This window comes from Porphyrobacter sp. THAI-01a, from assembly GCF_056868655.1.
In genome coordinates, this window is record NZ_CP180579.1 from 1456127 (window position 1) to 1477524 (window position 21398).

The following is a 21398-nucleotide window of genomic DNA, read 5'->3' on the forward strand; positions in this document are numbered from 1 at the left end:
TCCCCGCTACGGCTCCAACCGTGCCGAACGGGTCGTAGCAGCCCGCGGGAATTCGGGCCAGCGCCCTTGCGCAAGCGCGCGGCGGCTCTGCGAGGGGACCCCGGCGGCGCGCTCGTACATCCAGTAATTGCGCATCACGATCGCGACATAGCCCCGGGTTTCCCAATAGGGGATCGATTCCATCCACAGCAGCGGATCGCCCTGGTCGTTGATCTCGCCATTCCAGCGCCCGACCGGCACGAGGCCCGCGTTGTAGGCCGCCATGATCTTGGGCAGCGCGCCGCCCGTTGCGGGATGGTCGCGCAGCATCTCGAGATGGCGCTGGCCATAGGCGAGGTTGACCTGCGGATCGTTGAGGTCCGCATAACTCATCCCGAGGTTGAGGCGCCCGGAATGGTCCTTGGCAGCCGCCGGCATGATCTGCATCAGGCCCCGGGCATTGGCGGGGCTGACGGCGGCCGCCCGGAAGTTCGATTCCTGCAGCGCATGGGCGAAGGCCAGCGCCGGGTCGACCTGCCACCCGCCCACCGGCTGCCAATAGGCGACCGGAAAGCGAAGGGAGGGGTCGCTGCTGGTGCCGTAGGGGGCGTTGTGCGCCATGAACAGCTGGGTCGAGGGCAGGCCCAGTTCGCGCGCAAGGCGGGCGAGGGCGCCATACTGGTAGGCCGGACCGATCTTCGCCTCGTGGCGCAGCACCTCGTCGGCGAGCGAGGGCCGGCCGATCTCGATCAGCGCGGCGGCGACGCGGACATTGGGGCGCTGCTGAAGCTGGCTCCAGTCCTCGCGGCTCATCGGCACGGGCGGGGCGTGCTGGGGCAGCTCGATCCCGAGCTGGTCGGCGGCGAGCATCCCGTAGAGCGTCTCGTCCATCCGCGCGGCTGCGGAAAGGTGCTGCTGCGCCTGCCCCGGCTCGCGGCAGCGCACCGCCGCGCGCGCGGCCCAGTAGTGCCCTGCGGCGGCGAGTTCGACGTTGGAGGCGATCGCGGCGACCCGCGCGAACGCCTCGCCCGCGAGCGAGCAGTGGCCCATGCGCCATGCGGCAAGGCCCTCGACCCAGGCGCCCTCGGCCACCCATGCGCCGGTGCCTTCGGCGACGGTGCGCGCCAGTTCGAGCGCGGCGTTGTCGTTGTTCTCGATATAGTGGCTCCACGCCACGCGCTGGCGCCATTCGGCGCGGGCATCACCCGAAAGCTGCCAGTCGACCTCGGCGAGCAGCCGCTGGGCCTCGCCCGGATTGTCGGCCTTGATCGCCGCGAGGATCGCGGTCGCGGTGGCGGGCGGCATGGTGCCGTCGTTCACGGTGCGCGGCAGGATGCGCTTGGGCGCATAGGGCTGGCGCGCGAAGCCCTGTTCGCCCGGGATCGGCGGCAGGGTCGTCAGGCCGCGCTTGGCGCCCATGCGGGCGAGCTGTTCGGCCTGGGGCAGATCAGTGCCGGCGCTGAACCATGCGGCGATCTGCTCGGCGGAGATTTTGGGGCTCTTGGCGTGGGTGTAGTATTCGGCGCGGGCGATCTGTGTCAGCACGCCGGCGGGCCGCTGGGCCAGCAGGCTCTCGACGAGGCCCCATTGCTCGGTGTCGATCGCGGCGAAGAGCTGGCGGTAATGCTCGCGCTCCTCCGGAGCGAGGACGGCGGAGAGCGCGCGCTCGCCCGGCACCGCGCCGTTCCAGCGCGCGACCAGATCGCCCGATTGCGCCGCAGCCGGCGACGCCGCTGCCGTCGCCGCCAGCGCCAGTCCTGCCAGAAGCACTGCCTTGCGCATCAATGTGTGGCCGACCATTCGATCCATCTCCGCCAGAACCGGGCCTTGAGCCGGGGGCTTTCCATCAGGGCTTCGAGCGTTTCGCTCATGATGACCGGTCGGTTAACATTGTCATGGTTATTCCCGCTTGAATCATCACGGTTAACAAATCCCAGCATCGGCGCGAGGCCGGTGCCGAAGGCGAGCACGCGGGCAGGGGCGACGAGGCCGACATGATGGGCGGTGACCATGTCCAGGCCGCCGGCCGCCAGCGCCGCCAGATCGGCCATCGGCATGACCGAGGGCAGGGCCGCGGCGATGTAGACTGCGCTCTCGTCCAGGCCCATCGCGGCGAGGATGTTGGCGAGCAACCGCCCCTGCGGCCCGTTCATCAGCACCTCGCGGTCTCCTTCCTCGGGCTGGGGGACGAGCACCATCAGCGCTGCGCCCGCTGGCCCGCGCGGCGGCACGCGGGGGGCACCGCGCGCGAGGCCCGCGTCGGGTGCCTCCATCCACCACTGGCGGAAGGCGGCGAGGTCGGCGGGGGGCGAATCGCCCAGCGGGTTGCGGCGCGGCGCGGCGGGCGCAGGGGGCGTTTCCGGCGCGGGGGCGGCGTGGCGGCCCGGCTTGTCCGCAACCGGGCGGTGATCGCCCGGGGCGGCCCGCGCTGCGGCAGCCTGACCCGCGACCTCGGCCTGTCCTGCTGCGGCGGGAGCGGCTTCTCCCAACCACGCCGTAGCGTCATCGGCGAAGTCGTGATCGACCCCGGCCAAGTGCCACCAGGCGAGCGCCGCTTCGCATTCGCGCGCTAGGGAGGGGTCGGGCCAACTCATCGGGGGGTCTTGCTATCCAATGCGGGTCTTGACTGTCCCTGTCCCCGTTAGCAAGTGGACGGACAAGGCATATCGCCAGACTGTGCGGCCCGCGCGGCAAAAACCAACAAGGATCAGGAATCCCCATGAGCGAACGTGAATCGATGCCCTGCGACGTCGTCATCGTCGGCGGCGGTCCGGCGGGTCTGTCGGCGGCGATCCGGCTGAAGCAGATCAATCCGGAACTGGAAGTGATCGTGCTCGAGAAGGGCTCGGAGATCGGTGCGCACATCCTGTCGGGGGCGGTGGTCGATCCCAAGGCGCTCGACGAACTGCTGCCCGACTGGCGCGAACAGGGCTGCCCGATGGCCGAGACCCCGGTGACCGACAACTGGCACTGGGTGCTCTCCAAGACCGGCAAGACCTCGCTCCCGCACGCGATCATGCCGCCGCTGATGAGCAACCACGGCTGCTACACCGGCTCGCTCGGCAACCTCACCCGCTGGCTCGCCGAACAGGCCGAGGGGCTGGGCGTGATGGTCTTCCCCGGCTTCCCGGCGGCGGACGTGATGATCGACGAGAACGGCGCGGTCGCGGGCGTCATCACGCAGGACATGGGCGTGGCGGCGGACGGCAGCCACAAGGGCGACTACCAGCCCGGCATGGAGATCCACGCCAAGTACACGCTCTTTGCCGAAGGCGCGCGCGGGAACCTCACCAAGCGGATGAAGGCGAAGTACGACCTCGAGGCGAACTGCCAGCCGCAGGTCTACGGCCTCGGCATCAAGGAATTGTGGGACATCGATCCCAAGAAGCACAAGCCGGGCCGCGTGATCCACACGCAGGGCTGGCCGCTGTCGGAAAGCGAGAGCTGGGGCGGGGGCTTCCTCTACCATCAGGCGAACGGGCAGGTGGCATTGGGCTTCGTGACCGCGCTCGATTACAAGAACCCCTGGGTCTCGCCCTATCAGGAATTTCAGCGCTGGAAGCAGCACCCGGCGATCCGCGAATATCTCGAAGGCGGCAAGCGCGTGAGCTACGGCGCGCGCGCGATCAACGAGGGCGGCTGGCAGTCGGTGCCCAAGCTCGCCTTCCCCGGAGGCGCGCTGATCGGCTGCGCGGCGGGCTTCGTCAACGTGCCGCGCATCAAGGGCAGCCACACCGCGATGAAGAGCGGGATGCTGGCGGCCGAGAGCATCGCGGCGGCGATTGCTGCCGGTCACGAAAAGACCGAGCTGATGGACTATGACGCCGCGGTGCGCTCCAGCTGGATCGCGACCGAGCTGAAGCTGGTCCAGAACGCCCAGCCCGCGGTCGCCAAGTACGGCGGCGACATCGGCACTGCGCTCGCGGGCATCGACATGTGGATGCGCACGCTGAAGATCGGCCTGCCCATCTCGATGAAGCACCACCGCGACTACGAGATGACCGGCCGCGCCGATCTCTACCCGAAGATCGACTACCCCAAGCCAGATGGCGTCATCACCTTCGACCGCCTCACCAACGTCGCCTACAGCTACACCAACCACGCCGAGGACCAGCCCTGCCACCTGCAGGTGAAGGACCTGGAACTCCAGAAGGCGAGCGAACTCGGCGTCTTCGGCGGGCCCTCGGCGCGCTACTGCCCGGCGGGGGTCTACGAATGGCTGGTGGACGAGAAGACCGGCGAGCCCAAGTTCCAGATCAACTCGCAGAATTGCGTCCACTGCAAGACCTGCGACATCAAGGACCCCAACCAGAACATCAACTGGGTGACGCCGGAAGGCGGCGGCGGACCGAACTATCCGAATATGTGAGGCGAGGGCTTTGACCCTCGCCGAAACCGCCTACGCCAAGATCAACCTCGCGCTGCATGTCAGGAGACGGCGGGAGGACGGGTATCACGAGCTCGAAACCCTGTTCGCTTTCGTCGATGCGGGCGATGTCCTGACGGCGACGCTTGCCGCGCAGGATAGCGTCACCACGCTGGGCGAGTTCGCGGGGGTGCTCGACAATCCCTTCGACAATCTGGTGGCCCGCGCATTGGGCGCCCTCCCGCGCTCTCAGGGCCTTGCGGTGACCCTCGAAAAGAACCTCCCCGTCGCGGCTGGCCTCGGCGGCGGGTCGGCGGATGCGGGGGCGGTGTTTCGCATGGTCGAGGCGCTGTACGGCTTGCCGGAGGACTGGCAGGCGCGCGCGGCAAAACTTGGCGCGGATGTGCCCGCCTGCGTCCTCAGCCGCACCCATATCGGCCTCGGCACCGGCACCGAGCAGCTTGCGGTCGAAGACGACCTCGCCGGCACCCCCGTCCTGCTGGTCAACCCGCGCGTGCCGCTCAGCACAGGGCCCGTGTTCAAGGCGTGGGACGGGGAGGACAGGGGCGCGCTCCCGTCGGGCTCCGCCAGCCGGATCGCGCGGGAAGGGCGCAATGATCTCGAAGCGCCCGCCGTATCCCTGTGCCCGGCGATCGCCGAGGTGCTGGCCGCGCTGGCCGACACCGACCCATGGCTCGCCCGCATGTCCGGTTCGGGCGCGACCTGCTTTGCGCTCTACGACACGCCGGAGGCCCGCGACGCGGCGGCGGCGGCCATGCCGGAGGGCTGGTGGACCATGACAGGGCGGCTGCGGTGAGCACGCAAATCTCCGTTCGTGCTGAGCTTGTCGAAGCACCGCACTTCTTCTTTCCTGCGGCCGAAGTGAAGGACGGCCCTTCGACAAGCTCAGGGCGAACGGAGGTGGGGGCATGAACGAAGTCTTCTGCCAGCTCGGCACGCCCGTCCCCGGCGGCATCGTGCTCGTCGCCGACCATGCCTCCAATACCGTGCCCGCCGACATCAACCTCGGCATCCCCGCGCACCTGCTCCACGAGCACATCGCCCTCGACATCGGCACCGAGGCCATCGCGGAAATCCTCGCCCGCGACCACGCCATCCCCGCCCACATCGCCGCCGTCAGCCGCCTGGTCTGCGATCTCAACCGCGAGGAGGACGCGCCCGGCCTTGTCCCCGAAGCGAGCGACGGGCACCTCATCCCCGGCAATATCGGCGCGTCCCGCGAGGAGCGCCTCGACCGCTTCCACCGCCCATACCACACGGCGCTGGCCGCGTGGCTGGAGGCCGCGCAACCGGCGCTGATCCTCTCGCTCCACTCCTTCACACCGCGCCTCGAAACCTCGGACGCCGCGCGGCCGTGGCAGGTGGGGGTGCTCTACAACCGGGACGAGCGCGCCGCGCGCATCGCCATCCCGCTGCTCGAAGCCGAGGGGCTGATGGTCGGCGACAACCTCCCCTATTCGGGGCGCGACCTCAACTACACCATGAACCGCCACGCCGAGGCAGAGGGCCGCGCCTATCTCGGCATCGAGCTCAGGCAGGACCTGACCGCCACTCCCGCCGACCACGCCCGCTGGGCCGCGCTGTTGGCGAAAATTGCGCAAAGGGTTGCGTCGGCGCTCACCTGAGGGCAAGGGCGTGTCGCAAATCGCCTTCATCGGGAAATCTTATGTCGCAGAAGTTTGACAAGTCGAAGCTCCCCAGCCGCCACGTCTCGGTCGGGCCGGAGCGCGCGCCGCACCGCTCCTACTACTACGCGATGGGCATGACCGAGGAGGAGATCGCGCGGCCCTTCGTGGGGGTGGTCAGCGCTGGCAACGATTCGGCCCCCTGCAACACGACGCTGAACGCGCAGGCCGATATCTGCCGCGAGGGCGTGATCGCCGGCGGCGGCACCCCCCGCCGGTTCAACACCATCACCGTCACCGACGGCATCGCGATGGGCCACCAGGGCATGAAATCCTCGCTGATCAGCCGCGAGATCATCGCGGATTCGATCGAGGTTTCGGTCCGAGGCCATTGTTATGATGCGCTTGTCGGCTTTGCGGGCTGCGACAAGAGCCTGCCCGGCATGATGATGGCGATGCTGCGGCTGAACGTGCCTTCCATTTTCGTCTATGGCGGCTCGATCCTCCCCGGCACCCATCGCGGCAACGACGTGACTGTGGTCGACGTGTTCGAGGCCGTGGGCCAGTTCGCTGCCGGCAATTGCCCGCTGACCGAGTTGATCGCGCTCGAGAAAGTCGCCTGCCCCGGCCATGGCGCCTGCGGCGGCCAGTTCACCGCCAACACCATGGCCTGCGTCGGCGAGGCGATTGGATTGTCCCTGCCGAACAGTAACATGGCGCCCGCTCCTTACAGGTCGCGTGACGATATCGCGGTCGCGGCCGGTCGCCAGGTGATGGAGCTCGTCGCCCGCAACCTGCGCCCGCGCGACATCTGCACCCGCGAGGCCTTCATGAACGCCGCCCGCGTGGTCGCGGCCACCGGCGGCTCGACCAATGCCGCACTCCACCTGCCCGCTATGGCCAACGAATGCGGCATCGACTTCGATCTGTTTGACGTTGCCGAGGTCTTCAAATCAACGCCCTATATCGCGGACTTGAAGCCCGGCGGGAAGTATGTCGCCAAGGACATGCACGAGGCGGGCGGGGTCTACATGGCGATGAAGACGCTGCTCGACGGCGGCTTCATCGACCCGAACCCGATCACCGTCACCGGCAAGACCATCGGCGAGAACCTCGAGGAGATCACCTGGAACCCCGACCAGAAGGTCTTCTACGATGTGAAGAACCCCATCACCCCTACAGGCGGTGTCGTCGGCCTCAAGGGCAGCCTCGCCCCCGATGGCGCGATCGTGAAGGTCGCGGGCATGGCGCGCCTCCAGTTCTCCGGCCCGGCGCGGGTGTTCGACTGCGAGGAGGACGCCTTCGCCGCCGTCGAGAGCCGCGACATCGCCGAGGGCTGCGTGATCGTCATCCGCTACGAAGGGCCCAAGGGCGGTCCCGGGATGCGCGAAATGCTCTCCACCACCGCCGCGCTCTACGGGCAGGGCATGGGCGAGAAGGTGGCGCTGATCACCGACGGGCGCTTCTCGGGCGCGACGCGGGGCTTCTGCATCGGCCACGTCTGCCCCGAGGCCGCCGACGGCGGCCCGATCGCGCTGGTCGAGAACGGCGACATCATCTCCATCGACGCCGAGACCGGCAGGATCGAGCTCGAAGTGCCCGCAGAGGTGCTCGCCAAGCGTCTCGAATCGTGGCAGCCCCGCACCAACGACTATCAGTCGGGCGCGCTTTGGCGCTATCAACAGGTCGTCGGACAGGCGCGCTACGGGGCGATCACGCATCCCGGCGCGAAGGCGGAGACCCATGTGTTTGCGGACATCTAGCGCGACTGTCCTGCCCCTGGCGGCGCTGCTCACGGCCTGCGGGTCCGACAGCGACGCGCCTCCTTCGCCGGCGGCCTCCGCCTCGGCCTCGCCCTCGGGCGCGGTGATGACCTGCGCCATCGGGGCGGGCGCCTCGCTATCCCCGGGCTGCTTCGTCGAGCGCGTCGCGGGGACCTCGGAGATCATCCTCTACCATCCCGACGGCGGTTTCCGGCGGCTGACCCGCGATCCCGCCAGCGGCGCGCTCGCCACCCGCGACGGGGCCGAGCCGGTGGTGATGGAGCAGGGCGCGCAGGATGCGGTGCAGTTCAGCATCGCGGGCGATCGCTACCGCATCCCGCTCGCGCTCCTCAACGCCTCGTGAGCGCCGCGCAAGTCCTTACCGCCTCCGAGATGCGCGCCGCCGAGCAGGCGCTGTTCGATGCCGGCACGAGCGTTTCCGAGCTGATGGAGATCGCCGCGGGCGGTGCGGCGGAGTGGATTCGCCGCGTGGCTGCAGGCCGGAGCGTCACCGTGCTGTGCGGCCCGGGCAACAATGGCGGCGACGGCTATGTCATCGCCCGTCGCCTGCGCGAGAGCGGCAATGCCGTCACCGTGATCGCCCCGCTCGACCCCGCGACCGATGCCGCCCGCGAGGCGCGGCGCCGCTGGGGCGGACCGGTCGCCAGCGGGGCGACGAAGGGGCCGGGCGAGGTCTTCGTCGACTGCCTGTTCGGCTCCGGGCTCGCCCGCCCGCTGGTGCCCGAGCACGCGCTGCTGCTGCGCGATCTGGCCGCGCGCCACCGCTACCGGGTCGCGGTGGACGTGCCTTCGGGCATCGCCAGTGACAGTGGCGCGGTGCTGGGCGAGCGGCTGCCGGCCTTCGACCTGACCCTCGCGCTCGGGGCATGGAAATTCGCGCACTGGAGCCTGCCGGGCCGCGCGCTGATGGGGCAGATGCGGCTCGTGCCGATCGGGATCGCGGGCGTCGAGGGCGCCGCGCAGCTGATCGGGCGGCCGCACCTCGCTCCGCCTGCGGCCGACAGCCACAAGTATCGTCGCGGGTTGCTCGGCATCGTGGCTGGCGCGATGCCGGGGGCGAGCCTGCTGGCGGCGATGGCGGCGCAGCATGCAGGGGCGGGCTATGTGAAGCTCCTCGCCGCAAGCCCCGATCCCCGCACGCCTCCCGACGTGGTGACCGACAGCGCCCCGCTGGCGGAGGCGCTTGCCGACTCCCGCATGGCGGCGGTGCTGGTCGGGCCGGGACTGGGGCGGGATGATCCCGCGCGCGATGCCCTTGCGGCGGCATTGAAGCACGCGCGAGCGCTGGTGATCGACGCCGATGCGCTGGTGCTGCTGGCCCCGGCGCTGCTCCCCGAGGGCAAGCCGATCCTCGCCACGCCCCATGATAGCGAGCTCGAGGCCCTGTGCCGCAGCTTCGGGGTGATCGCCGAAGGACGCCGCGCCCGGGCGCTGGCCCTCGCAAGGGTCAGCGGCATGGTGGTGCTCGCCAAGGGCCCCGACACCTGCGTCGCAGCCCCAGACGGCCGCCTTGCGCTCGCGCCGCCGGCCCCGAGCTGGCTGTCGGTCGCGGGCACCGGGGACGTGCTGGCGGGGATCGCCGCGAGCCGCATGGCTGCGGGCAGCGATCCCTTCGCGGCGGCCTGCGAGGCCGTCTGGCTCCACGGCGAGGCGGCGCGGCGGGCAGGAGCCGCCTTCACACCCTCGCAGCTTGCCGAAAGGGTGCCCGAGGCGCTAGCGGCCTCCCTGTGAGCAGCACCGAACAGATCCTCCGCCTCGCCGCCAAGGGCGACGGCGTCACCCCCTCCGGCCGCCATGTCGCAGGCGCGGTGCCGGGCGATCTGGTGGACGAGGCGGGCGAGGTCACGCCCGGTCCGCACCACATAGCGCCGGCCTGCCGCCATTTCGCGCATTGCGGCGGGTGCCAGTTGCAACATGCCGACGATGCCGCGCTCGGCGATTTCGTCACGGACCGGGTGGTCAATGCAGCGCGCGGGCAGGGGCTGGAGGCGGGCGAGGTGCTGCCCGTCCACCTCTCGCCCCCGCACACCCGCCGCCGCGCCGGGCTGCACGGGCTGCGGACGGCGAAGGGGGCGGTGCTCGGCTATCGCGAGGGCGGGGCGCACCGCATCGTCGATCTTGCCGAGTGCCCGGTGCTTCACCCGCAGCTCGCCGCGCTGATCGCGCCGCTGCGGGCCTTCGTCGCGGCGCATGGGCCCAAGGCGATGGTCGGGATCGACCTCACGCTGGCCGATCAGGGGGTGGAGGCGAGCCTTGCGCACTTCCCGCTGGAGGGCCTTGGCCCCACCGAGGCGGCGCTGGATTTCGCCCGCGAACAGGGGCTTGCGCGCCTTTCCTTCGATCAGGGCTACGGGGCCGAGACGGTCTGGGAGCCCGAGCCGGTGACGGTGACCCTCGCCGGCGTGCCCGTCGGCCTGCCGCCGGGCGCCTTCCTCCAGGCGACACAGGACGCCGAGAGCCGCATGGTCGCCGACGCGGCGGAATGGCTGGGCGATGCCCGCATGGTGGCCGATCTCTTCGCGGGGCTGGGCACTTTCGCCTTCGGCCTGCGCGCCAAGGGCCATGAAACTCGCAAGGTGCTGGCGGTCGAGGCCGATCAGGCAGCGCACCTGGCGTGCAAGGCGGCGGGCGCGCGCAGCGGCGGGCAGGTGCTCGCGCTTCACCGCGACCTGTTCCGCGCCCCGCTACAGCCGGCCGAACTGAACCGCTTCGACGCGGTGCTGCTCGATCCCCCGCGCGCCGGTTCGCGGGCGCAGGTGGCCGAAATCGCGGCCAGCACGCTGTCGCGGGTGGTCTACGTCAGCTGCAATCCGTCAAGCTGGGCGCGAGATGCGGCCGTGCTGGCGGGAGCGGGCTTCCGGCTCGCGAAGCTGCGCCCGGTCGGCCAGTTCCGCTGGTCGAACCATGTCGAACTGGTCAGCCTGTTCGAACGCTAGGCGCGCAGCATTTCGACGAGTTGCGCCTCGAGCCATGCGCGGTGCGCGGGCTCGACATAGGCATGGCCCGCGCCCTCGCAGCGGCGGATGCGCGCGTCGCTGCGGTCCCACGCGCTCTCGAAGACCTGCGCGGTCCGGTCGGCGGTGGCGAGCAGGATGCGCACCGGGCCGGCGAATTGCGCGAGACCCGCCGCCATGTCCTGCGCGAGGCTCGAGGGCGGCGGGGGCGGGCTGACGGCGTGAACCAGTCCGCGCGCGAGTTTGCGTAGATCCACACCTCCGCCGAGCAAGCGCATGATTTCGCGCGGGTTCGTGAGCTTCTCTAGATAGCGCGCGCGGATTGCGGCCGGGGGCGGGGTACCGTTCGTCGCCATGCCGTCGCCGTCGCTCTCGATGGTCCACGGGTTCGAGAGCACCAGCCCGTCGCACCCGGCGCCCTTGGCCAGCATTAGCGCCGAGGCGGCGTCGCAATTGCCGAAGGCCACCACCCGCGAGACCTGCGGGGCCATCGCCCGGAAGGCGTCGAGTGCGGCACCTATGTCCTTGGCCGAATGACGGAAACCCCGGTTATCGCCCTCGCTGTCGCCGATCCCGCGGCGGTCGAAGCGGAAGACGGGGAAGCCTGCTGCCGCGATACGCGCGGCCATGTCGGCCTGCCCGCCGAAGGCCCCGCTACGGATCTCGTTGCCGCCGCTGACGATCAAAAGGCCGGTGGTGCCCGGCGCGGTGTCGAGCGTGCCGGCGAGCATCAGGCTGCCGCAGCCGAAGGTGTGGGAAAGGCGGGTCACGCGCCTGAATCCGCGAGGTTCTGGACGATCAGGGCAGCAAGACGATCGGCCTGGCCTGCGTCCTCGTCGGGCTCGGCGCGCAGCCACAGCCCGGGGCCGCCGACCTGCGCCTGGGCAATGTCGGACTGGCCGGGGGCGAGGGCGGGCTCGGCGCTCTCCAGCGCGGCGAACATCGCCGGCCCTATGGCCCAGCCGCCGAGCACCAGCCCGCGCGCACGGCCCTCGTCCATCAGGCCTTCGGAAGTCTCGGCGATTCCCGCCTCGCGCGCGGCGATGGTGCGCGCGCGGATCATGCCGCGCAGCAGTTTCGGGCCAGATTGTGCGGCATAGTGCCAGCCGGGAAGGTTCGCAGGCGCGATCAGGGCGCCCGCGCGGATCGCCAGCACATGGGTTGCGCCGAGGTGCTGCGCCGCTGTCGCCATTGCTTCGCTCCAGCCTGCAAGCGTCTGATCCTGAAGCGGGACGGTGCTCTCGTTGCAGCCCGGCAGGTCGGGCAGCAGGCTGTCGATCCCGGCCGCATCGAACCGCCGCATCACCTCCACCGTGAAGCGCCGGAGCTTGTTCGCCTCGTCGAACCAGGCGGGGCAGACGAGCACACGCTGCGTCCGGCCCCGGTCGAAGGCGAGGAGCATTTCCTCGGCCGTATCAGCCCCCCCGGCAGCCGTAATGGTCCACGTGGAAATCACGCTGAGCGATCTCGGAAGGGGGCGGGCGGCAGGTCAGCGCGCCTCGAGCTTCGCGCGGGCGAAGGCGAAGAGGCCGCCATAGGTTTCCAGCATCTCGCCGTCGACGTCGTCATCCTCGATCACGATGCCGAGCCGGTCCTCCATCTCGGTGAGCAGCCCTGCGACCGCCATCGAATCCAGTTCGGGCAAGTGGCCGAACAGCCCCGAGTCCGGCCCGAAGCCCGCCGCCTGCGCCGGATCGAGGCCCAGCACGTCGGCGATCAGGGCCTTGAGTTCGCTGTCGATTGCGCTGCCTGCGGCGTCGCTGTCGAGGTTCGAAGAGGTGGTCATCAGTGCCCAAAATCCCTGTTGCAGGCCGTGGCGGCGGGGCTTAGCCATGCGCAGGGCCGCGTGCAAGCATTGCCCGCGCGCGGGAGCAGGCGTCAGCCCACCGCGCGCCGCAGCCACCGCTTGGCGAGCGGGAGCCAGCTCTGCGGGCGTGCCGGAGCAAGACAATCGATGCGGAAACGTTCCCGCACCTCCTCCATCCAGTCGGCCTTGTAGCTTTGGTCGCCGGTGCCGAAATCGACCAGCGCGACCCTGTCGGTGTCGATCACGTGCTCGAACAGCGCCGCGGTCAGCGTGGTGCCGGCGGAGAGGTTCTTGTGGCTTTCGAGATGCGCGAGCTTGTGGATGTAGGCGATGGAATTCTCGACGGTCCAGACCTGCGCCGCGACCGCCACGCCGTCGGCGCGCGCCACCCCCAGACGCAGCCGCCCGGCGGCGCCCTCGGCCTCGGCGAAGGCGCGCAGCATCGCGGGCTGGTCTTCGGCCGGCTTCCAGCTGGCGGCGTAGATTGCCTCGTAATCGGCCCAGACCTGTGGATCGAAGCGGGTCAGCACCTCGGTCTCGACCTTCTTCGCCTTGCGCTTCAGCGTGGTGCGCAAGGGACCGGGGCGGCTGTCCCAGTATTCGGCGAAGGTGCGGCCCTTGACTGGCAGGATGTGGTTGATGTCGCAGGGCTCGACCGCGACCTGCCAGCCGGCGGTGCGGAAGGCGCGGGCGAGGCGTGTCGCCGATCCGTCCTCGCCGGGCACGGGTTCGAGCGTGACCCGCCACCCGCGCTGCTTGAGCTGCCGGGCGATCGCGACCAGCAGGCGCTCGCCCGCCGGACCCGCCGGGGCGAGTTCGCGCCAGGTGAAGCTGTACCAGTTGCGCAAGGGCGTGATTCGCCCGTCCGCCTCCGTGAGGGCGAGAGCGGCGGTATCGGCCCCGTCGCCCGCCATCGCGATCAGGGGAACGAGGCCGGTCTCGGCGAGCAGCGCGAACCACTCCGCCCGGTCGAAGGGCGCGGCCACGCCTTGCGCAGTCAGCGCTTGCAAGACGTTAACGCTATCGTGATACCGCGCTTCGATCACCTGAAAGAACACTCCCGATCATGCCGCAGCTTCCCGATCCTCTCCCGCGTCCGCTCGACAGCCTCGCCGAACTGGCGGTGGCGGCGGGGCGTGGCGAGGCACCGGCACTGGTGCTGCGCGAGGGCACGCTTAACCACAACCGGTTAAGACAGCGTGTTGCTCTGCTCGCCGGATGGCTGGCTCGGATGGTGCCGGAGAAGGGCGCGCGGGTGGCGAGCTGGGCCGCGAAGGGCGAGCTGACCTGCCTCCTTCCGCTCGCCGCGGCGCGGGCGGGGCTGGTGCATGTGCCGGTCAATCCGCTCCTGAAGCGCGCGCAGGTGGCGCATATCCTCGCCGACAGCGGAGCGAAGCTGCTGATCGGCACGGGCTCGCGGCTTGCCGGGCTGGAGCCGGGCGATCTGCCCCCGGGCTGCGCGGCGCTGGGCGAGACCGAGGCGTTGGCAGCGGCCGAGGCGGCGGGGGTGGAACTGCCACCCTCCGAGGCCGATCCTTCCGAGCTTGCGGCGATCCTTTACACCAGCGGCTCCACCGGCCGCCCCAAGGGGGTGATGCTGAGCCATGCCAACATGTGGCTGGGTGCGGTGAGCGTGGCGCATTACCTCGGCCTTGCGGACGACGACGTGACGCTCGCCGTGCTGCCGCTGTCGTTCGATTACGGGCAGAACCAGCTTCTGAGCACATGGTATGCGGGCGGCTGTGTGGTGCCGCTCGATTTCCTGTTCCCCAAGGATGTCGCCAAGGCCTGCGCCAGGCATGGGGTGACGACCCTTGCCGCGGTGCCGCCCCTGTGGGTGCAGCTTACGGAGACCGACTGGCCCGAGGAGGCGCGCAAGCCGCTGCGACGGCTCACCAATAGCGGCGGGGCGCTGACGACCGATCTGGTGCGGTCCCTGCGCGGCATGTTCCCCGCGGCGCAGCTGTTCCCGATGTATGGCCTGACCGAGGCCTTCCGCTCGACCTATCTCGATCCCGCGCTGGTCGACACCCACCCGACCTCAATGGGCAAGGCGATCCCCTTCGCCGAGATCCTCGTCGTGAACGATGCGGGCGAGATCGCCGCCGATGGCGAAGAGGGCGAGCTGGTCCACTGCGGTCCGCTGGTGGCGCAGGGCTACTGGCAGGACCCGGAGCGTACGGCGGAACGCTTCAAGCCCGCGCCGTCGGCCTCCACCTATGGCGGAATGGCGGTGTTCTCGGGCGACCGGGTGAAGCGCGACGCGCAGGGGCTGCTCTACTTCGCCGGTCGGCGCGACGCGATGATCAAGAGCGCGGGCAACCGCATCAGCCCGCAGGAGATCGAGGAGGCCGCGCTCGCCACCGGTCTCGTCGCCGAGGCGGTGGCGCTCGGCGTGCCGCACGCGCGTTTGGGTCAGGCGGTGCATCTGGTCGTGCGCGGCGATGCGGCGGGGGGCGAGGAGCTGACGAAGCGGCTCCAGCGCGACCTGCCCAATTTCATGCAGCCCCAGCAGATCCACTGGCGCGAGGCCATGCCGCTCAACCCGAACGGCAAGATCGACCGCACCGCCTTGCAGAGCCAACTCAACGAGGAATTCGGCGAATGAAGCCCGTCGGCCCGATCCCTGCCGGTTACGAGACGATCGCAGGCGAACTCGCCATCGGCGGACGCCGCGCAAGCCAGCTTGTCGCCGAAGCCGGGCGCACACCGCTGTTCGTCTATTCGCGCGCCCATCTCGATACCCGGGTGGCGGCGCTGCGTGCGGCCCTGCCGGCGCGCGTCGGAGTCAATTTCGCGGTCAAGGCCAACCCCCATCTCGCGGTGATCGGCCACATGGCACCGCTCGTGGACGGCTTCGACATCGCCTCGGCGGGCGAGCTGGCGCTGTGCATCGCCGTGGGCATCGACCCGCGCCGCATCAGCTTTGCCGGCCCGGGCAAGCGCGACGACGAGCTGGAAGCCGCGATCCGCGCCGGCGTGACGCTCAACTGCGAGAGCGAGGGCGAGGGCGCGCGGGCTTTGGCGATCGGCGAGCGTCTGGGTGTGCGCCCGCGCATCGCGATCCGCGTCAATCCCTCCTTCGTGATGACCGGTTCCGGCATGAAGATGGGCGGCGGGGCCAAGCAGTTCGGCGTCGATGCCGAGCGCGTTCCGGCGCTTGCCCGCCACCTCATCGCCGCAGGGGCCGAGTGGCGGGGCCTGCACATCTTCACCGGCAGCCAGACCCTCTCCGCCGATGCGATCATCGAGGCGCAGGCGAACGTCCTCGCGCTCGCCGCCGAACTGACGGGCGCGATCGGCCATGCCTGTCCCAAGCTCAACATGGGCGGCGGGCTCGGCATACCCTATTTCCCGGGTGACACCCCGGTCGACCTGCCGCGGGTCGGCACGGCGCTGGCGGAGCGGGTCGCGGACCTGCCGCCCGAACTGGCCGATACCGAGCTGTGCATGGAGCTCGGCCGCTACCTCGTGGGCGAGGCGGGGGTCTATCTCTGCCGCGTGATCGACCGCAAGGAGAGCCACGGGGCGATCTTCCTCGTCACCGACGGGGGGCTCCACCACCAGCTCGCCGCTTCGGGAAATTTCGGCACCGTGGTGCGCCGCAACTATCCTTCCGCCATTGCAACGCGTTACGGGGCGGAGCCGACGGAGGAAGTGAACATCGTCGGCTGCCTGTGCACCCCGCTCGACCGGCTTGCCGACAATGCCATGATGCCCCGCGCCGAGGTCGGCGATCTGGTCGCGGTGTTCTGCGCCGGGGCCTATGGCGCGAGCGCCTCCCCGAGCGCCTTTCTGGGCCACGGTCCGGCTGCGGAAATGCTCGTCTGAACCCGCGTTGTTAACTCCCGAAAGGGCGCTGTCCCGATCCGGGATGGGGCCGGTTTTGGCGCTGTATAACTAACCAGATGTTCACCATTTCCGGCGACAAGAGCCCCGATATCCGGGCGCTTTCGTGTCGCAGGTCGCTCCTGCGGGTTAACGGGGCCCCCCCCAGGAACGGCCAAGGATCCATTACCGATGTTGCATCGTCCGCCTCTCAAGCACCTCGCGGCTCTCGGGCTCGCTTCGGCCCTGCTCGGGGCCTGTGCGGGCGGGGGCAAGCAGCTGCCCCCGGCGAGCTACGGCGACGGTTCGGTCGCGCCGTCCGAGGAATACACCATCGGCCCGCTCGACGAGATCACCATCCATGTCTGGCGCAACCCCGAACTGAGCGCCGACAAGGTGCGCGTGCGCCCCGACGGGCGCCTCACCATCCCGCTGGTCCAGGACATCCCCGCCGTGGGCAAGACCGCGACCCAGCTGCAGGACTACATCGCCGGCGAGCTGTCGAAGTATATCGAGCAGCCGATCGTCTCGGTGATCGTCAACACGCCGGAAGGCAACTTCACCCAGCAGGTGCGCGTCATCGGCGCGACCCCGCAGCCGGCCTCGCTGCCGTTCCGCGCCAACATGACCGCGCTCGACGCGATGATCGCGGTCGGCGGTCTGGGCGAGTTCGCCGCCGGAAACCGCGCCAAGCTGATCCGTCTCGACCGCGAGAAGGGCACGCAGATCGAATACCGCCTGCGCCTGTCCGATCTCATCCGCAAAGGCGATTCCAGCGCCAACGTCATGCTCAAGCCCGGCGACACCATCATCATTCCCGAAAGCCGGTTCTAAGGGGCACGCGGGGGCATGAGCGAGATCTTCGACGAGTTGCGCGCCGCGCTGTGGTCGGTCTGGCACCGGCGCTGGATCGCGATCGCGACCGCCTGGGGCGTGTGCCTGCTGGGCTGGCTGGTGATCGCGATGATCCCCAACAAGTACGAATCCAAGGCCCGCGTCTATGTCGACGTGCAGGACGTGCTCTCCAAGCAGCTCGGTATTGCCGGTGACGGCAAGGAAGAGATCATGCGCGTGCGCCAGACGCTCTCGAGCGCCAAGAACCTCGAGAAGGTCATCACCTCCACGCGCCTCGGCGAGGGCATCACCGAGCGCGGCGCGCTCGATGCCGCGATCGCCGAGCTGGAGAAGAAGGTGAAGGTGACGAGCGAGCAGGACAACCTGTTCGAGATCACCGCCGAGATCGGCCGTGGCGACCTTGGCGACGCCGAGAACGCGGTGCTGGCGCGCGATGTGGTGCAGAAGCTGCTCGACATCCTGCGCGAGGAGCACGTGATCGGCAACCGCACCGGGATCAGCACCGCGATCGGCGATCTCGACCGCCAGCTCGACGAGCGCAAGCTCGAGCTCGAACAGGCCGAACAGCGCCGCCTTGCCTTCGAGGCGCAGTATCCCGATCTCGTCGGCGGTTCGGAGAGCCTGTCGAACAAGGTTCAGCAGGCGCGCACCGAGCTTCGCAATGTCGATGCCGATCTGGCGGCGGCGGAAAGCGGGCTGGCGGCGATCTCCGCCCAGCTCGCCAGCACCCCGCGCGCGCTTGCGGGCGGCCCGCAGGCCAGCGGTCCGCGCGCCGCGCTGCTCCAGGCCCAGACCCAGCTCGCCGAACTGCGCGCGCGCGGGCTGACCGACAGCCACCCCGACATCGTCGCGATGACCCGGCAGGTGGCGCTGCTCGCCAAGCAGGCCGCAGGGGCGGGCGAGGATGCGGGCGGCACGCCCAACCCCGCCTATGCCTCGCTGATCGCGATCCGGTCCGAACGGCAGGCCAGCGTCGAGGCGCTCCAGGCGCGCCGCGCCGCGCTCCAGAGCAATTTCGCCGCGCTGATGGCGAGCCAGGCGAGCGAGCCCGCCGTCGCCGCCGAGGCCAACCGCATCAGCCGCGACTACGACGTGCTGCGCCAGAACTACGAGAAGCTGCTCCAGGACCGCGAGGCGCTGCGCACCCGCGGCAAGGTCGAGGACAAGGCCAGCCAGTTCCGCTTCGATATCATCCAGCAGCCCACCGTGCCGCAGAAGCCCGCCGCGCCCAACCGGCCGCTGCTGCTGCTCGGTGTGCTGGTGGTCGGGCTCGGCGCGGGGGTGGCGGCGGCCTATGCGATGGGCCAGCTCAAGTCGAGCTTCGCAACGCCGCAGAAGCTCGAACGCGCCTTCGATCTGCCGGTGATCGGCGCGATCTCGCTGACCGTTTCCGATGCCGCGCGGGTGATCGAGCGGCGGCGGCTCAAGCAGTTCGCCGGGGCCTGTGCGGGTCTTGGTGCGATGTTCGTGATCCTGCTCGCGATCGAGATCGTCTCGGTCGGGACGACGGCCTGAGGACGGGAAAAGACGATGACCGATCAGGGCAAGATCAACCGCGAGGGCGCAAGGCCGGCATCGCTGTTCGAGCGGGCGGATGCGGCCTATGGCCTCGATCCGCGTGCATCGGGGGTGAAGCTGCCGCCCGTGCCGCTGGATGTGCCGCCTGTTCCCCACGGCCTGCGCCGCCCCGCCGCGCCTGCACCCGCCCCGGCGGCCGCGCCGCAAGCTCAGGGTGCCCCCGCGCCAGCGCAGAATGCCACCCCGGCCCGTCCAGCCCCGCAGGCCGTCGCCTTCTGCGGCCCCCGTGCCGCGATTGACCGCGATCACCTGCGCGACGGCGGGCTGATCGTCCCCGAGGACCCGGTGACCGGCCTTCTCGAGGAGTTCCGCATCGTCAAGCGCGAGCTGCTCGCCGATGCCCGCGCCGACGAGAGCGCGCTGTCGCGCCGCATCCTCGTCTGCTCGCCCCATCCGGGCGAGGGCAAGACCTATTGCGCGACCAACCTCGCCATCGCGCTCGCCGCCGAGCGGGGGATCGAGGTGCTGCTGGTCGATGCCGACGTGGTCAAGCCGAGCGTCACCGCGCGGCTCGGGATCGAAGCCGAGCAGGGGTTGATGGACGCGCTCGCCGATCCCTCGATCCTGCCCGAGAGCCTCGTGATCCGCACCGATATCGAGGGCCTGTTCGTGCTCCCCGCCGGCACTGCCAGCGCGCGCGATGCCGAATGGCTCGCCAGCACCCGCACCGCCGAGGTGCTGGACCGCCTCACCGCCGGGGCGGGCGAGCGGATCGTGATCTTCGACACGCCGCCCGCGCTCGCCGCCTCGCCCGCCGCCGAACTCGCCCAGCATGTCGGCCAGGCGCTGCTGGTGGTGCGCGCCGACGAGACCAGCCGCGCCGCGCTCGAGGATGCGCAGCAGCTGCTTTCGGCCTGCGGCGACATCAAGCTGCTTCTCAATGCCGCGCGCTACAGCCCCTCGGGCCGGCGCTTCGGCTCCTATGGATCAAAGGGGAAATGAGAATGCGTCCCCGCTTCCTCGCAGCCGGGCTGATCGTCGCCGTCCTTGCGGCGGCGGGCGGCGCACCGGCCATCGCCCAGAATCAGGGCCAGGGGCAGGGGGGCGGCACCCCCGGCCAGCGGTCGAACCGCGTGGTCCAGCCCTATATCGAGGTCGGCCAGGTCGTCTCGGCCGAGCTTAGCCCGGGCAACGATGTCGTCACCTTCACCCAGATCGCGGCGGGCGTGGACATCAACGTCCAGGGCCGCAACAGCGGCGCGGCGGTCTCGCTGCGCTACGAGCGCAACATCGGCTACGGCGACGACAGCATCGACAGCGACACGATCAGCGGCATCGCGCGCACCACGCTGTCGCTCGTCCCCAACACGCTGAGCCTTGAGGCCGGCGGTCTGGCCTCGCGCACCCGGATCGATGCCGGCGGCGGCACCAGCGCCAACCCGCTGGTCCGTGAGGATGCCGAGAGCCGCATCTATTCCGCCTATGCCGGGCCGAGCCTCAACACCCGCGTCGGCGCTGTCGACGTGCAGGGCGTGGGCCGCATCGGCTACAACCGCTTCGAGGCCGACAACGCGCTAGTCACCCAGGCGGGAAACAGCGTCGACGTGTTCGACGACAGCGTCACCTATCTCGGCCAGCTGCGCGCCGGGGTGCGCCCCGACACGGTGCTGCCGGTCGGCCTTGCGGTAACCGCGGGCGGCTTCCAGGAGGACATCGGCAACCTCGACCAGCGCGTGCGCGATCTCTACGTGCGCGGCGACGTGACCGTGCCGCTCTCGCCCAGCCTCGCGCTGGTGGCGGGTGCGGGCTACGAGGATGTCGAGATCTCAAGCCGCGATGCGGTGCGCGATGCGAACGGCAACCCGGTGATCGGCGCCGACGGCCGCTTCGTCACCGATCCCACCGCGCCGCGCCGGATCGCCTTCGATGTCGACGGGCTGCTGTGGGACGTGGGCGTGCTGTGGCGCCCCTCGTCGCGCACCAACCTCCAGGCGGCGGTCGGACGGCGTTACGATTCGACCACCTATTACGGCACCTTCACCTATGTCCCGAGCCAGCGCAGCGCCTTCGCGCTTTCGGCCTATGACGGGGTGAGCGGCTTCGGCGGGGTGCTGAACAACGCGCTCGCGGGGCTCGACAGCGACTTCCAGGCGATCCGCAATCCCGTGACCGGCGATTTCGGCGGCCTCGTGACCGGCACCGAGGGGCAATCGGTGATCGGGGGCCTCGGTTCGACCCGCTCGGCGGCGTTCCGCGGCCGCGGCGTGCGCGCCTCCTACCAGCGCATCATGGGCCGCACCACCGCGGCGCTCGGCGCGGGCTACGACCGGCGCACCTTTATCGCGGCGGCGGGCACGGCGCTCGCGCCGGTTAACGGGCTGACCGACGAGACCTATTACGTCATCGGCGGTCTCACCCGCGAGATCGGGCAGGCCGCGAACATCACCACCAACGCCTATGTCAACTGGTTCGACGGGGCGGGGGCCAACGACAACGTCACAGCCGTAGGCGGCACCTTCGCCTACAACCAGTCGATCACGCAGCGTCTCGTGGGCCGGGCGGCGATCGCGGTCGATTACTTCGACAGCGAGTTCACCGCCCAGGATTTCGCATTCGCCACCGCGCTGGTCGGCCTGCGCTACAATTTCTGAGGGGTAAGCG

At 70.0% G+C, this 21398-nt stretch carries 19 protein-coding genes; 13 read left to right on the plus strand and 6 right to left on the minus strand.

Annotated elements, in window-relative coordinates:
* Positions 1-6: 6 nt before the first annotated feature.
* Complete coding sequence (locus ACMX37_RS07090) at positions 7-1761, minus strand: lytic transglycosylase domain-containing protein (RefSeq protein WP_483148154.1); 1755 nt, start codon at positions 1759-1761, stop codon at positions 7-9.
* Positions 1761-2573 (minus strand): hypothetical protein, encoded by an 813-nt coding sequence (locus tag ACMX37_RS07095; protein WP_483148155.1) that lies wholly within the window; start codon positions 2571-2573, stop codon positions 1761-1763. The genes ACMX37_RS07090 and ACMX37_RS07095 overlap by 1 nt, the downstream gene beginning before the upstream one ends.
* 125 nt (positions 2574-2698) lie before the next feature.
* Here ACMX37_RS07095 and ACMX37_RS07100 point away from each other — a divergent pair, with 125 nt between their 5' ends.
* The 7 genes from ACMX37_RS07100 (at position 2699) to ACMX37_RS07130 (ending at position 10711) form a co-directional block, all read left to right on the plus strand.
* The gene (locus tag ACMX37_RS07100) at positions 2699-4348 is read left to right on the plus strand and encodes an electron transfer flavoprotein-ubiquinone oxidoreductase (RefSeq protein ID WP_483148156.1); all 1650 of its coding nucleotides are present in this window, start codon (positions 2699-2701) and stop codon (positions 4346-4348) included.
* Positions 4349-4358: 10 nt separating this feature from the next.
* Positions 4359-5162: a 4-(cytidine 5'-diphospho)-2-C-methyl-D-erythritol kinase gene (locus ACMX37_RS07105; protein ID WP_483148157.1), complete on the plus strand. Its 804-nt coding sequence runs from the start codon at positions 4359-4361 to the stop codon at positions 5160-5162.
* Positions 5163-5274: 112 nt separating this feature from the next.
* Positions 5275-5991: an N-formylglutamate amidohydrolase gene (locus tag ACMX37_RS07110; protein ID WP_483148158.1), complete on the plus strand. Its 717-nt coding sequence runs from the start codon at positions 5275-5277 to the stop codon at positions 5989-5991.
* Positions 5992-6032: 41 nt separating this feature from the next.
* Positions 6033-7754 carry a dihydroxy-acid dehydratase gene (ilvD, locus tag ACMX37_RS07115; RefSeq protein ID WP_483148159.1) on the plus strand — a complete coding sequence of 574 codons (1722 nt, stop codon included), beginning with the start codon at positions 6033-6035 and terminating at the stop codon, positions 7752-7754.
* Complete coding sequence (locus ACMX37_RS07120; RefSeq protein ID WP_483148160.1) at positions 7741-8118, plus strand: hypothetical protein; 378 nt, start codon at positions 7741-7743, stop codon at positions 8116-8118. The genes ilvD and ACMX37_RS07120 overlap by 14 nt, the downstream gene beginning before the upstream one ends.
* Positions 8115-9506 carry an NAD(P)H-hydrate epimerase gene (locus tag ACMX37_RS07125; RefSeq protein ID WP_483148161.1) on the plus strand — a complete coding sequence of 464 codons (1392 nt, stop codon included), beginning with the start codon at positions 8115-8117 and terminating at the stop codon, positions 9504-9506. The genes ACMX37_RS07120 and ACMX37_RS07125 overlap by 4 nt, the downstream gene beginning before the upstream one ends.
* The gene (locus ACMX37_RS07130) at positions 9503-10711 is read left to right on the plus strand and encodes a class I SAM-dependent RNA methyltransferase (protein WP_483148162.1); all 1209 of its coding nucleotides are present in this window, start codon (positions 9503-9505) and stop codon (positions 10709-10711) included. Before ACMX37_RS07125 ends, ACMX37_RS07130 begins: the two co-directional genes overlap by 4 nt.
* On the opposite strand, the gene ACMX37_RS07135 is transcribed toward ACMX37_RS07130, so the two are convergent.
* From ACMX37_RS07135 to ACMX37_RS07150, 4 genes are all read right to left on the minus strand, one after another.
* The gene (locus ACMX37_RS07135) at positions 10708-11499 is read right to left on the minus strand and encodes a hydrolase 1, exosortase A system-associated (protein ID WP_483148163.1); all 792 of its coding nucleotides are present in this window, start codon (positions 11497-11499) and stop codon (positions 10708-10710) included. The two genes, ACMX37_RS07130 and ACMX37_RS07135, sit on opposite strands and share 4 nt — an antisense overlap.
* Positions 11496-12131 (minus strand): alpha/beta hydrolase family protein, encoded by a 636-nt coding sequence (locus ACMX37_RS07140; RefSeq protein WP_483148164.1) that lies wholly within the window; start codon positions 12129-12131, stop codon positions 11496-11498. The genes ACMX37_RS07135 and ACMX37_RS07140 overlap by 4 nt, the downstream gene beginning before the upstream one ends.
* Positions 12132-12218: 87 nt before the next feature.
* Entirely contained in the window at positions 12219-12515 is a 297-nt protein-coding gene (locus tag ACMX37_RS07145; RefSeq protein WP_483148165.1) for an acyl carrier protein, read from the minus strand.
* 92 nt (positions 12516-12607) lie between these two features.
* Positions 12608-13522, minus strand: a complete 915-nt coding sequence (locus ACMX37_RS07150) for a GNAT family N-acetyltransferase (RefSeq protein WP_483148166.1) — start codon at positions 13520-13522, stop codon at positions 12608-12610.
* A gap of 80 nt (positions 13523-13602) precedes the next feature.
* On the opposite strand from ACMX37_RS07150, the gene ACMX37_RS07155 reads away from it, so the two are divergent.
* The 6 genes from ACMX37_RS07155 to ACMX37_RS07180 all read left to right on the plus strand — a co-directional run bounded on the left by ACMX37_RS07155 (position 13603) and on the right by ACMX37_RS07180 (position 21388).
* Complete coding sequence (locus ACMX37_RS07155; protein WP_483148167.1) at positions 13603-15144, plus strand: acyl-CoA ligase (AMP-forming), exosortase A system-associated; 1542 nt, start codon at positions 13603-13605, stop codon at positions 15142-15144.
* Entirely contained in the window at positions 15141-16367 is a 1227-nt protein-coding gene (locus tag ACMX37_RS07160) for a pyridoxal-dependent decarboxylase, exosortase A system-associated (protein WP_483148168.1), read from the plus strand. The genes ACMX37_RS07155 and ACMX37_RS07160 overlap by 4 nt, the downstream gene beginning before the upstream one ends.
* Before the next feature lie 189 nt (positions 16368-16556).
* Positions 16557-17198, plus strand: a complete 642-nt coding sequence (locus ACMX37_RS07165) for an XrtA/PEP-CTERM system exopolysaccharide export protein (protein WP_483148169.1) — start codon at positions 16557-16559, stop codon at positions 17196-17198.
* A gap of 15 nt (positions 17199-17213) precedes the next feature.
* Entirely contained in the window at positions 17214-18734 is a 1521-nt protein-coding gene (locus tag ACMX37_RS07170; RefSeq protein WP_483148170.1) for an XrtA system polysaccharide chain length determinant, read from the plus strand.
* Between the two features lie 15 nt (positions 18735-18749).
* Positions 18750-19739 carry an AAA family ATPase gene (locus ACMX37_RS07175; protein ID WP_483148171.1) on the plus strand — a complete coding sequence of 330 codons (990 nt, stop codon included), beginning with the start codon at positions 18750-18752 and terminating at the stop codon, positions 19737-19739.
* A 2-nt stretch (positions 19740-19741) separates the two neighbouring features.
* Positions 19742-21388, plus strand: a complete 1647-nt coding sequence (locus ACMX37_RS07180; protein WP_483148172.1) for a porin family protein — start codon at positions 19742-19744, stop codon at positions 21386-21388.
* Positions 21389-21398: the final 10 nt, after the last annotated feature.